Consider the following 13,656-nt stretch of genomic DNA (forward strand, 5'->3'; position numbering starts at 1 on the left):
CGGTGTTCAGGGTTGTCTAGACCAGTTTCCCACACCCGTGAAGCATGCCGGAACTGGACGAACGTATGACGCACGTCCCTTCCTCGGTGACCGTCGGGTCGCGGCCTCGACCCCACGTGACGTCCTCCACAGACTGCCTCGCGCCGTTGTCGTACGCGAGCCGTAATCTGGGCCCCATGCAGAGCGCCTCGGACAGGCACGAGTACCCCGCCCACTGGGAAGCCGACGTGGTGCTGCGCGACGGCGGCACCGCGCGCATCCGCCCCATCACCGTTGATGACGCCGAGCGCCTGGTCAGCTTCTACGAGCAGGTGTCGGACGAGTCGAAGTACTACCGCTTCTTCGCGCCCTACCCGCGACTGTCCGCAAAGGACGTCCACCGCTTCACGCACCACGACTTTGTGGACCGGGTGGGACTCGCGGCCACGGTGGGCGGCGAGTTCATCGCCACCGTACGCTACGACCGGATCGGCGCCGACGGAATGCCCGCGTCGGCCCCTGCCGACGAGGCCGAGGTCGCCTTCCTCGTCCAGGACGCCCATCAGGGGCGCGGCGTCGCCTCTGCCCTCCTCGAACACATCGGCGCGGTCGCACGCGAGCGCGACATCCGCCGGTTCGCCGCCGAGGTGCTGCCCGCCAACACCAAGATGATCAAGGTGTTCACGGACGCCGGATACACCCAGAAGCGCAGCTTCGAGGACGGCGTCGTCCGCCTGGAGTTCGACCTGGAGCCGACCGACCGCTCGCTCGCCGTGCAGTACGCGCGCGAGCAGCGCGCCGAGGCCCATTCCGTACGGCGGCTGCTGGTGCCCGGCTCCGTCGCCGTCATCGGCGCGGGCCGCACCCCCGGCGGGGTCGGCCGCAGCGTCCTCGGCAACATCAGGGACGCCGGGTTCACAGGCCGGCTGTACGCCGTGAACAGGGCGTTCCCGCAGGACCTCAAGGAGCTCGACGGGGTTCTCGCGCACCGCTCGGTACGGGACATCGGGGAGCACGTCGACCTCGCGGTGGTCGCCGTACCGGCCGAGCACGTCCTCGACGTCGTCACCGAGTGCGGCGAGCACGGCGTGCAGGGACTGGTCGTGCTCTCCGCCGGGTACGCCGAGAGCGGCCCCGACGGGCGCGAGCGCCAGCGCGAACTCGTCCGCCGCGCGCGCACGTACGGCATGCGCATCATCGGCCCGAACGCCTTCGGGATCATCAACACCGCCGCCGACGTCCGGCTGAACGCCTCACTGGCCCCCGAGATGCCCAGGCCGGGCAGGATCGGGCTCTTCGCACAGTCCGGCGCCATCGGCATCGCCCTGCTGTCCCGGCTGCACCGGCGCGGCGGCGGGGTCACCGGCGACACCGGCGTCTCGACCTTCGTGTCGTCCGGCAACCGGGCCGACGTCTCCGGCAACGACGTCCTGCAGTACTGGTACGACGACCCGGACACCGACGTCGTCCTGATGTACCTGGAGTCCATCGGCAACCCGCGCAAGTTCACCCGCCTCGCCCGGCGTACGGCGGCCGCGAAGCCGCTGGTCGTCGTGCAGGGCGCGCGGCACGGGGGAGCGGCGCCGCAGGGCCACACCGTACGGGTCACGCGGTTGCCGCACACCACCGTGTCCGCGCTGCTGCGGCAGGCGGGGGTGATCCGCGTCGACACCATCACCGAGCTGGTGGACGCGGGGCTGCTGCTCGCGCGCCAGCCCCTGCCGGCCGGGCCGCGGGTGGCGATCGTGGGGAACTCCGAGTCGCTGGGACTGCTGACCTACGACGCCTGCCTGTCCGAGGGCCTGCGGCCCTTGCCGCCGCTGGACCTGACGACCGCGGCGTCGGCGGCCGACTTCCACGAGGCGCTGGCGCGCGCGCTCGCCGACGAGACGTGCGACGCGGTCGTCGTCACCGCGATACCGGCGATCGGGGACGCGACGACCGGGGACGCCGAGCTTGCGCAGGCCCTGAGCTCGGCGGCCGAGCGGGTGCCGGGGAAGCCGGTGCTGGTGGTGCACGTGGAGCTCGGCGGTCTCGCGGAGGCCCTGTCTGCAGCCGCGAGCACCGCGCCACAGGCGGACAGGGCGGCGCCCCGCACCGCGGGCCGCGCCCACCCCTTCCGCCCGCTGGACTTCCCGGCCGACCCGCTGCCCGAACCGTCGGACACCGCAGAGGGCACGCCCCGCCTCATCCCCGCCTACCCGGCGGCCGAGCGAGCGACCCGTGCCCTCGGCGAAGCCGTCAAGTACTCCCAGTGGCGCCGCGAGGCGGCCGAGCCCGGCAAGGTGCCCGAGTACGAGGACATCGATGAGAGGGGCGCCGCCCAGCTGATCGACGGTCTGCTCGCGCGCGGGCAGGGGCTCACGCTCGGCACGGACGAGACCTGCGACCTGCTCGGCAAATACGGCATCCAGGTGCACCGCGCCCTGCACGCCCCCACCCCCGACGCGGCCGCCGAGGCCGCCCGCACCCTCGGCTACCCCGTCGCGCTCAAGGCCACCGCCCCGCACCTGCGGCACCGCGCCGACCTCGGCGGCGTCCGGCTGGACCTCGCGGACGAGGAGCAACTGCGGCGGGCCTACACCGAGTTGACCGAGCTGTTCGGCAGACCGGAGGAGCTGCGCCCGGTCGTACAGAGCATGGCACCGCGCGGCGTCGACACCGTCGTACGGGCCGTGATCGACCCGGCGGCCGGAGCCGTGCTGTCCTTCGGGCTCGCCGGAGCCGCCTCACAGCTGCTCGGCGACATGGCGCACCGGCTGATCCCGGTCACCGACCGCGAGGCGACCTCGATCGTCCGCTCGATCCGGACGGCCCCGTTGCTGTTCGGTTGGCGCGGCTCCGAACCCGTCGACACACCTGCCCTGGAGGAGCTTCTGCTGCGGGTGTCGAGGCTGGTCGACGACCACCCGGAGGTCGTGGCGGTCACCCTGGAGCCGGTCGTCGTCGCCACACACGGCCTGAGCGTCCTCGGCGCCTCCGTGCGCCTGGCGCTGCCGCCCGCCCGCGACGACCTCGGACCGAGGACCCTGCCGACGTACTGAGACCCCCGCGAGCGGTGCCTCGCAGTCAGTGCACCCCCGTAGGATGGGCGTCATGGCCAAGACCAGTACGACGACCCAGGGGCTGCGAGCGGCGATCGAGCGCAGCGGCTACTACCCGGCCCTCGTGGCCGAGGCGGTGGAGGCCGCCGTGGGCGGCGAGCCCATCCGGTCGTACCTGGTCCATCAGGAGACGACGTTCGACCAGAACGAGGTGCGGCGGCATGTGACCGTCCTCGTCCTCACCGGCACCCGTTTCATCGTCAGCCACACCGACGAGCAGGCCGCGGACACCACCTCCCCGACGCCGTACGCCACGACCTCGACGGAGTCGGTCAAGCTCGGCCGGATCTCGTCGGTCGTGGTCAGCCGCGTCGTCGCCAACCCGGAGCAGTACACGGTGGGCACACTGCCCCGCGAGGTGGTCCTCACCATCGGCTGGGGCGCCGTCGCCCGCATCGACCTGGAGCCCGCAGCCTGCGGCGACCCCAACTGCGAGGCGGACCACGGCTACACGGGCAACTCGACGGCGGACGACCTCAGCCTGCGCGTCAGCGAGGCCGGTGACGGCCCGGAGACGGTGCGCCAGGCGCTCGCCTTCGCGCAGTCGCTCTCCGAGGCGACCGCGGACCTCACGCACTGATGGCACAGTCCACCGCCTGGGATCCCCATCCGGAACCCCTCGCCGTCACCTCCGCGCCGGCCCCCGAGTACGGCAGCGGCTCGCTCGCCGACCTGCTGCCCACCCTGGCCGCCGGCATGGCCGTACCGGGCATGACCGCCACGATCGGCGAGCTGACCCCCGCCGACCGCAACTGCGTGTTCCTGATCGACGGCCTCGGCTGGGAGCAGCTCAAGGCGCACCCCGAGCACGCCCCCTTCATGAGCGCGCTGCTCGGCAGCTCCCGCGGCGGCACAGGACGCCCGATCACCACCGGCTACCCGGCGACCACCGCGACCTCCCTCGCCTCCGTCGGCACCGGCCTGCCGCCGGGCGCGCACGGCCTGCCCGGCTACACCGTGCGCAACCCCGAGACCGGCGAGCTGATGAACCAGCTGCGCTGGCAGCCGTGGTCGCCGCCGCGCGCCTGGCAGCCGTACCCGACGGTCTTCCAGCTCGCCCACGACGCGGGTGTGCACGCGGCCCAGGTGTCGTCACCCACCTTCCAGAACACCCCGCTGACCAAGGTCGCGCTCAGTGGCGGAACGTTCCTCGGGCGCCTGACCGGCGAGGAGCGCATGGACCTCGCGGCCGAGCAACTGGCCAAGGGCGACCGCTCCCTGGTCTACACGTACTACGCCGAACTCGACGGCGCCGGCCACCGCTACGGCGTCGACTCCGACACCTGGCGCGGCCAGCTCATGTACGTCGACCGGCTCGTCCAGCGCCTCGCCGAACAGCTCCCGCCGCGCACCGCGCTCTACGTCACCGCCGACCACGGCATGATCGACGTGCCTTTCGACGAGGAACACCGCATCGACTTCGACGAGGACTGGGAGCTGCGCGCCGGCGTCGCCCTGCTCGGCGGCGAAGGCCGGGCGCGGCACGTGTACGCGGTGCCGGGCGCCGCGAACGACGTCCTGACCTGCTGGCGCGAGGTGCTCGGCGAGCAGTTCTGGGTGGCCTCGCGGGACGAGGCGATCGAGGCGGGCTGGTTCGGGCCGCAGATCGACGAGCGCGTCCACGACCGCATCGGTGACGTGATCGCGGCCGCGCGGGACGACGTCCTGATCATCGCCTCCGAGCGGGAGCCGAAGGAGTCGGCGATGGTCGGCAACCACGGTTCGATGACCCCCGCCGAGCAGCTGGTCCCCCTGCTCGAAGTACGCTCCTGAAACCCCCTCCCAGACCGCTGCGTTGCCGAAAGGTGCTCAACTCCACATGTCCGAGCTGGTGTTCTTCTCCGGAACGATGGACTGCGGGAAGTCGACACTGGCTCTCCAGATCGAGCACAACCGTTCGGCGCGTGGCCTGGCGGGCATGATCTTCACGCGCGACGACCGCGAGGGTGAGGGCAAGCTCTCCTCGCGGCTCGGCCTGGTCACCGACGCGGTGGAGGTCGAGGACGGCATGGACCTCTACGGCTACATCGTCGACCACCTCTCCCGGGGCGGCCGCGCGGACTACGTCATCGCCGACGAGGCCCAGTTCCTCGCTCCGGTCCAGATCGACCAACTCGCGCGCGTGGTCGACGACCTGGGGCTCGACGTCTACGCCTTCGGCATCACGACCGATTTCCGCAGCAAGCTGTTCCCCGGCTCGCAGCGCCTGGTGGAACTGGCCGACCGGGTCGAGGTGCTCCAGGTCGAGGCCCTGTGCTGGTGCGGTGCCCGCGCCACGCACAACGCCCGCACGATAGGCGGTGAGATGGTCGTCGAGGGCGCCCAGGTGGTCGTCGGCGACGTCAACCAGGCGGACGCCGTCGGCTACGAGGTGCTGTGCCGCCGCCACCACCGCCGCCGGATGACGGCGGCCAGTGCGCGGGCGGCGGCGCTGTCCCCGGACGTGCTGCCGGTACACCAGGCCTGAGCCGCGGCTCGGCCCTCGGAGCGGCCATCAGCTCGGGTTCTGGATGACGGAGAACCGGGCGCCCTCGGGGTCCGCCACCGTCGCCACGCGGCCATGGTCGCTGTCGTGGGCCGGCCGCAGGACATGACCGCCGAGACCGACGACCCGCTCCAGCGCCTCGTCCGTGTCGGCGACTTCGAAGTACGTCATCCAGTGCGGGCCCCGGTCGCGGGGCAGGGCGTTGCCGACGCCGTGGATGCCGGCGACCGGGCGGCCGTCGATGTGCAGGGTGACGTAGTCGAAGTCGGCGGAGACCACCGGCTCCTCCTCGTAGGCGAACACCGTCTCGTAGAACTTGGCGACGTTCACGGACTCGAAGGTCACCAGCTCGTTCCAGGCCGGGGTGCCGGGCACGCCCGTGATGCCCGTGCCGAGGTGGGCCGCCGTCTGCCAGATGCCGAAGACGGCGCCGGAGGGGTCCGAGCAGATCGCCATCCGGCCGGCCTCGGCGGCGTCCAGCGGTCCCACGCCGACGGTGCCGCCGCACAGCCGTACCGTGTCGGCGGTCAGGTCCACGTCGTTCGAGGCGAGGTAGGGCGTCCAGGCGATGGGGAGGTGACGGTCGGGCGGCAGCTGGCCGATGCCGGCCACCTCACGGCCGTCGAGCAGGGCCCGCACATAGGGGCCGAGCTGCTGGGGGCCGGGGCGGAACTCCCAGCCGAACAGCGCTCCGTAGAACTCCTGGGTCGCGGCCATCCCGTGCACCATCAGGCTCACCCAGCAGGGCGTGCCGGGCGCGTGCCGAGCGTGCGTCGCGCCGTTCGGGCCGGCCGACCCCCGTGCCTCGGTCATCGTCACTCTCTCCTCGGCCCCTCGCGGTGGCCGCGTCTCATCCGCTGTCCCGGCCCCCGTGCCGATGCTCGCACCACCCGTGGTCACGCGCGCTCCGGGCGCGCCGCCGCACGACGGCCGGCGACCGGAGGATGCCCGGTGTGCGATGTACCGCCCGTTTCCGTGCGATTGCCGACGGATGTCGATCGGCTGCACAGCATGTGCCTGATCCCGTACGCCTCGTGATCGGGCCTGTCCGGCGGGCAGAGTATCCGGAGCCGGGCGATGCGGCCACCCCGTGCGCAAGGATGGTGGCCATGAACGCCATCATCTCCGCATCCGAACTCGCGAGCGCGCTGACGGGGCAGAACCCGCCCGTGCTGCTCGACGTCCGCTGGCAGTTGAGCCTGGCCAAGACCCCCGGCGAGCCGCCGTTCGACGGCCGGAAGGAGTACGGGTCCGGCCACGTCCCCGGCGCGGTCTACATCGATCTGGACCGGGAACTGGCCTCCGCGCCCGGTTCGCGCGGCCGTCATCCGCTGCCCGACTTGGCCGAATTCGGTACGGCGATGCGGCGGGCGGGGGTGTCCTCCGGGACGCCGGTGGTCGTGTACGACGGCGGACAGGGTTGGGCGGCGGCCCGCGCCTGGTGGCTGCTGCGCTGGACGGGTCACCCCGACGTACGGGTCCTCGACGGCGGGTTGCCGGCCTGGCAGGGTCCGCTGGAGACGTCGGTGCCGACGCCGGCGGAGGGCGACTTCGAGCCGGTGCCGGGAGCGGCCGGGCTCCTCGACGCCGACGGCGCGGCGGCACTCGCCCGGTCGGGGGTACTGCTGGACGCACGAGCGGGGGAGCGCTACCGCGGCGAGGTCGAGCCGATCGACCCCGTCGGCGGCCACATCCCCGGCGCCGTCTCCGCCCCCACCAACGAGAACGTCACCCCGGAAGGCCGCTTCCTCCCCGCCGAGGAACTCGCCGCCCGCTTCAAGTCCCTGGGCGCGTCCGAGGACACCCGAGTCGGCGTGTACTGCGGCTCGGGCGTCTCCGCCGCCCACGAGGCCCTGGCCCTGGCGGTCGCGGGCATTCCGGCGGACCTGTACGTCGGCTCATGGTCGCAGTGGTCGTCGGACCCGTCCCGGCCGGTGGCCGTGGGGCCGGATCCGCAGTAAGGGGAGTGCCTTCGGCCCTAGAGGTGGGGACGCTCGCCGACCCCGGCGGGCGCTCCCCAGGTCGGAGCGGATGCCACCCCCTGGCGCCAGGGCGCTCGGCCATCCGAGTGCGAGGGCGCGCACATTGCACGGCTGGATGTCCACGTACCTGCGCCCGAGGGCCGCGTTCGCCGCAACGCGGCCCTCATCCAGGTCGGGTCGGATGCCTTACGGCACGACGGCTGGTGGGCGACGCATGGGCGCCCGCAGCCCCCGGCGCTCGGCCGTCCAGGGGAGAGGGCGCGCATCAGTGCGCCTGGCGGAATGCTGACGTCGCTGCGCCCGAGCCCTGCACAGCCCGAGGCTGTGTTGGTTGCGACTCGGGCCTGATTCAGGTCGGGTCGGATGTCCTGCGGCACGACGGCTGGTGGGCGACGCATGGGTGCCCGCAGCCTCCGGCCTGACTCCGGTGCTCGGCCGTCCATGGGAGAGGGCGCGCATCAGTGCGCTTGGCGGAATGTTGACGTCGCTGCGCCCGAGCCGTGCGCAGCCCGAGGCTGTGTTGGTTGTAACTCGGGCCTGATGCAGGTCGGGTCGGATGCCTTGCGGCACGACGGCTGGTGGGCGACGCATGGGTGCCCGCAGCCCCAAGGCCCGACTCCGGTGCTCGGCCGTCCAAGGGAGACAGTGCGCACCAGTACGCCCAGCGGAACGTCCCGGCACCCGTGCCCGCACAGCCCGAGGGCCGCGTTGCGACCAACGCGGCCCTCATCTTCGTACGGCCGCACGGGCGGTCGTACGAACGGCTACTCCTGCTTCTTCCTGCGCGTGCCGAACACGATCTCGTCCCAGCTCGGGACGGCGGCCCGGCGGCCCGGGCGGACGCCGTCCGCCTCGGCCTGGCGGTCGGTGGCGCCGATCAGGCGGTCGCGGTGGCTGCCGACGGAGCGGGGCATGAGGACGTCCGCGTAGGCGGAGCCGGCCGAGGCGGCGGGAGCGGGCGGCTCCTCCGCGGCCGGTTCGGCGGGAGGCTCCTCCACTTCCGGCTCCGCGGGCGGGCGCTCCGGGACCACCATGTCACCGCGGAAGCTCGGCACCGCCTCCAGCAGACTGGTCAGCGAGTCCCGCTCCTCCGTGACCTCCTCGGCCGGCTCGGAGGCCTGCGCGGGCAGGCTCGGCCGGTCGAGGGCGCGGTCCAGCGGGCGGTCGCGCGGCAGCCGTGCGATGCGCGGCACGAACGGGAAGCTGGGCTCGGGTGCGGCAAGGTCCTCGGACTCGCCGATCAGCGAGCGCGCCTCCTCGTCGACGGCCTGGACGAGCCGCCGGGGCGGGTCGTACGTCCAGCTCGCCGAGTGCGGTTCGCCCGCCACCCGGTAGACCAGCAGCACCTCCCACGTGCCGTCGTCACGACGCCACGAGTCCCACTGCGCCGTGTCCTTCTCGGCACCGCGCAGCAGCAGCCGCTCCGTGACGGCCTCGCCGAGCTGAGGACCCGCCGCGTTCTCACCGGGCCGGCGGACGGGAGTCTTCCGCGCCCGCTCGGCCATGAAGGCGCGCTCGGCGAGCACGGGGCCCTCGAAGCGCCGTACACGGTCGACGGGGATACCCGCGAGCTGGGCGACCTCTTCCGCGCTCGCACCGGCACGTATACGCGCCTGGATGTCACGGGGGCGGAGATGGCTCTCCACCTCGATCTCGATCTGGCCGAGGCGGGGCCGGTCGCCGCGCACGGCTGCGCGCAGCCGTTCGTCGATGGGAAGGGTGTACTCCGTTGCGTCGGCAGCCTTGAGCACCAGCCGTGTGCCGTCATTCGAGACGGCCACGACACGCAGTTCGGGCATGGGGACCTCCCGGGTGGTGCCTGCCGACGTCACGTGCGTCGCTGCTTCCGCTAGTCGAGTGTGGCCTGCCCGGGTGCAGCCTGCCACAACCTTGCCGAGTTGCCCGGCGTGTCGGGCACGGGCCCTGGATCGCCGTTATGGCACGGTTACCTATCCGCAACGCTAAGTGACCAACTCCGTCACCCTGTGCAAGTATCCCCCTCCCGGTGGTCCTTGAAGGCCACGGATGCCCAGGCGGGAGACCGGACCCAGGGCTCGCCACAGTACTCCATTTGGGCCACGTGCGTGGATTGGCACGCCGCCCAACTTCTGGCAATGAGCGTGACTCGGCCGTGGGTTGGGCAGTTTTCGACCTTGAACGTGGCGTACTTCACGCAAATGTCAGAAACGGAACTAATGCTTTCGTCCGTGCGTGCCCCTGTCGCACAGTTGGCCGAGTGGGCGGATGCGTGGACCGGGCGCTACGCCCCCAACACCCGCCGCAGGTAGTCGTTCTGGAACAGCCGGTCGGGGTCGAGCCGGTCCCGCAGCGCGGTGAACTCCTCGAAGCGCGGGTAGACCCCGGCGAAGTACTCGGCGTCGCGCGTGTGCACCTTGCCCCAGTGCGGGCGCCCCTCGTGCGCCGTGAAGATGCTCTCGGCCGCGGTGAAGTACCGCTGGAACGGGGTGCCCTTGACCATGTGGACGGCGATGTACGCGCTGTCGCGCCCCGAGGCGGTGGACAGGGTGATGTCGTCGGCCGGGGCCGTGCGCACCTCGACCGGGAAGCTGACCCGCAGGCCGGACCGGTCGATCATGGCCTCCAGTTCGCGCAGGGTCTCGACCACTGCCTCGCGCGGGACGGCGTACTCCATCTCCACGAAGCGCACCCGGCGCGGTGATGTGAAGACCTTGTAGGGGATGTCCGTGTAAGTCCGCGCGGACAGCGCCTTGCTGGAGATCCGGGCGATCGTCGGGATCGTGCCGGGCGCCGCGCGGCCCACCCACTGGGCCACCTGGAAGACGCCGTTGGAGAGCAGTTCGTCCTCGATCCAGCCCGCGATCTGCCCCACCGGCTTTTCCGGGCCCGCGCTGCGGTTGTTGCGCTTGGTGTTGGTGCTGCCGGTGTGCGGGAACCAGTAGAACTCGAAGTGCTCGTTCTCGGTCCACAGTTCGTCGAACTCCGCCAGGACCCGAGTGAACGGCATCGGCTCCTCGCGCGCGGCCAGCAGGAAGATCGGCTCCACGGCGAAGGTGATCGCGGTGACGATGCCCAGGGCGCCGAGGCCGATACGGGCGGCGGCGAAGATCTCCGGGTTCTCCTTCTCGGAGCAGGTGAGCACCGAGCCGTCGGCGGTGACCAGTTCCAGGGCCTTGATCTGGGCGGCGATCGAGGCCGAGTCGCGGCCCGTGCCGTGCGTGCCGGTGCTGGTGGCGCCGGAGACCGTCTGCTCCATGATGTCGCCCATGTTCGCGAGCGACAGACCCTCGCGGGCCAGGGCCATGTTGAGCCGCTTCAGCGGGGTGCCGGCCTCGACCGTGACGGTCCCGGCCTCGCGGTCGATGTGGCGGATGCCCGTCAGCAGCTGAGGGCGGACGAGCACGCCGTCGGTGGCGGCTATGGACGTGAAGGAGTGTCCGCTGCCGGCCGCCTTCACCTTCAGGCCGTCCTCGGCGGCCCGGCGTATCGCCGCGGCCAGTTCCTGAACGGAGGCCGGAGTGACCTCCCGCGCGGGACGGGCGGTGACGTTGCCGCCCCAGTTACGCCACGTGCCGTTCTTCCCGCTCGCTGTGCTGCTCAACGGTGCCCTCCCGACGCGGAGCCGGCCTGCTGAGCCGGCGGTACCCCAGGAAACCGACCGCGACCGCGACGGCCCCGGACACCGCCGGAACCCCGTACCCGGCATCCGCACCGGCCGCGTCGATCACCCAGCCGGCCATGGAGGAGCCGAGCGCGACCCCGACCGCGAGCCCGGTGCTCACCCAGGTCATGCCCTCGGTCAGTTGCGCGCGTGGTACGTGCTCTTCGATCAGGGACATGGTGGTGATCATCGTGGGAGCGACGGCCATGCCCGAGACGAACAGCGCCACGGCCAGAAACGGCAAGTTTCCGACCAGTAGGAGGGGGATCATACTCACGGCCATCGCGCATATGCCCAGCAGCCAACGACGTTCCGGCGCCCCCTTGAAGCGCATCAGCCCGAAGACGAGGCCCGCCGCGCAGGAACCCGCCGCGTACAGCGCGAGGACCACGCTCGCGGCGGCCTTGTGACCCTGCTCGTCCGCGAAGGCCACGGTGACCACGTCCACGGCGCCGAAGATCGCTCCGGTCGCCACGAACGTGGCCACCAGGACCTGGAGTCCGGGGGTGCGCAGGGCCGAGTCGCCCCCTTGCTTCTCGTGCTTCTCGCGCGGATGCGGCGCGGGCTCGGTGGAGCGCTGTGCGGTCAGCCAGAAGACACCGACCGCCAGGAAGCACCCGGCGAGCAGCGGCCCCGCCTCCGGGAACCACGCCGTGGACAGACCGATCGAGATGATCGGCCCGAAGATGAAGCACATCTCGTCGATCACGGACTCGAAGGAGTACGCGGTGTGCAGCTGGGGCGTCCCCCGGTACAGCGCGGCCCAGCGGGCGCGGATCATCGCCCCGACGCTGGGCACGCACCCGATGCCGACGCAGGCCACGAACAGCACCCAGTCCGGCCAGCCGTAGTGCGCCGCGAACAGCAGCAGGGCCCCCGCCACGAGCGAGATCAGCGTCGCCGGGCGCAGCACCCGCCGCTGCCCGTGCCGGTCGACCAGGCGCGAGACCTGAGGCCCCGCCACGGCCGCGGCCAGCGCGATGGTGGCGGACAGGGCGCCGGCCAGGCCGTACCGCCCGGTCAGCTGCGACACCATGGTGACCACGCCGATGCCCATCATCGACAGCGGCATGCGGCCGAGGAAGCCCGCGGCGGAGAAGGCCTTGCTGCCTGGGGCGGCGAACAAGGCGCGGTAGGGGCTGGGCACGGGGGTCTCCGGTCAGGCGGAAGAGGCGTGGACGGGTGGGGCGCGGAACCGCTTTCGTAAGGCGTGTCGACAGCCGGGACAGCTTACGAGTTAGGCGACCCTAACGCACCTGTCCGGACGAACGGGGAACCCGGGTGGACACCCCGCCGTTTCCCGGCTGTCAGTACCGGATGACAGGATCGATCCATGCCAGACGCGCGCGATGCCCGCCCCTACGACGCCCTGCTCCTGCTCTCCTTCGGCGGCCCCGAGGGCCCGGACGACGTGATCCCGTTCCTGGAGAACGTCACCCGTGGGCGGGGCATCCCCACCGAGCGCCTCAAGGAAGTCGGCGAGCACTACTTCCTGTTCGGCGGTGTCAGCCCGATCAACGACCAGAACCGCGCCCTGCTGGACGCCCTGCGCAAGGACTTCGCCGAGCACGGTCTGGATCTGCCGATCTACTGGGGCAACCGCAACTGGGCGCCGTACCTGACGGACACGCTGCGCGAGATGGTCGCCGACGGCCGCCGCCGCATCCTGGTCCTCGCCACCAGCGCCTACGCGTCCTACTCGGGCTGCCGCCAGTACCGCGAGAACCTCGCCGACTCGCTGGCCGCCCTCGACGCCGAGGGCCTGGAGCTGCCAAAGATCGACAAGCTGCGGCACTACTTCAACCACCCCGGCTTCCTGGAGCCGATGATCGACGGCGTGGTCGAGGCCCTCGCCGACCTCCCCGAGGACGCCCGCGGTGGCGCCCACATCGCGTTCTCCACCCACTCGATCCCGACCGCGGCCGCCGACAGCTCGGGCCGAGCCGAGGACCACGGCGACGGCGGCGCGTACGTCGAGCAGCACCTGGACGTCGCGCAGCTGATCGCCGACGCCGTCCGTGAGCGCACCGGCGTCGACCACCCCTGGCGGCTCGTCTACCAGTCCCGCTCCGGCGCCCCGCACATCCCCTGGCTGGAGCCCGACATCTGCGACCACCTGGAGGAGCGGCACGCGGCCGGCGTCCCCGCGATCGTGATCGCCCCCATCGGCTTCGTCTCCGACCACATGGAGGTCCTCTACGACCTCGACACGGAGGCCAAGGCCAAGGCGGAGGAACTGGGCCTGCCCATACGCCGTTCGGCCACCGTCGGGGACGACCCGCGCTTCGCCGCCGCCGTACGCGACCTCGTCCTGGAGCGTGCCGCCGTGGAGCGCGCGGAGGAGGTCACGCCCTGCGCCCTCGGCGCGCTCGGCGCGAGCCACAACCTCTGCCCGGTCGGCTGCTGCCCGTCCCGCGCGCCGAGGCCCGCCGCGGCCGGCGCCGACAGCCCCTACGCATGAGGAGC

At 72.1% G+C, this 13,656-nt stretch carries 10 protein-coding genes; 6 read left to right on the forward strand and 4 right to left on the reverse strand.

Annotated elements, in window-relative coordinates; all coding sequences use genetic code 11:
- Positions 1-176 precede the first annotated feature (176 nt).
- The 4 genes from EAO75_RS07755 to EAO75_RS07770 are packed head-to-tail and all read left to right on the forward strand — an operon-like array spanning position 177 to position 5,550.
- Positions 177-3,023, forward strand: coding sequence for a bifunctional GNAT family N-acetyltransferase/acetate--CoA ligase family protein (locus tag EAO75_RS07755; protein WP_147994198.1), 2,847 nt, complete (start codon positions 177-179; stop codon positions 3,021-3,023).
- Between the two features lie 43 nt (positions 3,024-3,066).
- The gene (locus EAO75_RS07760; protein WP_147994199.1) at positions 3,067-3,663 is read left to right on the forward strand and encodes a DUF5998 family protein; all 597 of its coding nucleotides are present in this window, start codon (positions 3,067-3,069) and stop codon (positions 3,661-3,663) included.
- The gene (locus EAO75_RS07765) at positions 3,663-4,856 is read left to right on the forward strand and encodes an alkaline phosphatase family protein (RefSeq protein ID WP_147994200.1); all 1,194 of its coding nucleotides are present in this window, start codon (positions 3,663-3,665) and stop codon (positions 4,854-4,856) included. The genes EAO75_RS07760 and EAO75_RS07765 overlap by 1 nt, the downstream gene beginning before the upstream one ends.
- Before the next feature lie 46 nt (positions 4,857-4,902).
- Complete coding sequence (locus tag EAO75_RS07770; protein ID WP_147994201.1) at positions 4,903-5,550, forward strand: thymidine kinase; 648 nt, start codon at positions 4,903-4,905, stop codon at positions 5,548-5,550.
- 27 nt (positions 5,551-5,577) lie between these two features.
- On the opposite strand, the gene EAO75_RS07775 is transcribed toward EAO75_RS07770, so the two are convergent.
- Positions 5,578-6,381 carry a VOC family protein gene (locus tag EAO75_RS07775; RefSeq protein WP_147994202.1) on the reverse strand — a complete coding sequence of 268 codons (804 nt, stop codon included), beginning with the start codon at positions 6,379-6,381 and terminating at the stop codon, positions 5,578-5,580.
- A gap of 296 nt (positions 6,382-6,677) precedes the next feature.
- Here EAO75_RS07775 and EAO75_RS07780 point away from each other — a divergent pair, with 296 nt between their 5' ends.
- Entirely contained in the window at positions 6,678-7,529 is an 852-nt protein-coding gene (locus EAO75_RS07780) for a sulfurtransferase (protein WP_147994203.1), read from the forward strand.
- A gap of 785 nt (positions 7,530-8,314) precedes the next feature.
- Here the strand turns inward: EAO75_RS07780 and sepH are convergent.
- The 3 genes from sepH to EAO75_RS07795 form a co-directional block, all read right to left on the reverse strand.
- Positions 8,315-9,349 carry a septation protein SepH gene (gene sepH, locus EAO75_RS07785; RefSeq protein ID WP_147994204.1) on the reverse strand — a complete coding sequence of 345 codons (1,035 nt, stop codon included), beginning with the start codon at positions 9,347-9,349 and terminating at the stop codon, positions 8,315-8,317.
- A gap of 461 nt (positions 9,350-9,810) precedes the next feature.
- On the reverse strand, positions 9,811-11,130 hold the full coding sequence (locus EAO75_RS07790; protein WP_147994205.1) for a D-arabinono-1,4-lactone oxidase: 1,320 nt from the start codon (positions 11,128-11,130) through the stop codon (positions 9,811-9,813).
- The gene (locus EAO75_RS07795; protein ID WP_147994206.1) at positions 11,090-12,337 is read right to left on the reverse strand and encodes an MFS transporter; all 1,248 of its coding nucleotides are present in this window, start codon (positions 12,335-12,337) and stop codon (positions 11,090-11,092) included. Before EAO75_RS07795 ends, EAO75_RS07790 begins: the two co-directional genes overlap by 41 nt.
- A gap of 186 nt (positions 12,338-12,523) precedes the next feature.
- Here EAO75_RS07795 and EAO75_RS07800 point away from each other — a divergent pair, with 186 nt between their 5' ends.
- A complete protein-coding gene (locus EAO75_RS07800) occupies positions 12,524-13,651 on the forward strand; it encodes a ferrochelatase (RefSeq protein WP_147994207.1) in 1,128 nt (375 codons plus the stop codon).
- Positions 13,652-13,656: the final 5 nt, after the last annotated feature.

Source organism: Streptomyces sp. UW30, from assembly GCF_008042075.1.
In the GTDB taxonomy this organism is placed as follows: domain Bacteria; phylum Actinomycetota; class Actinomycetes; order Streptomycetales; family Streptomycetaceae; genus Streptomyces.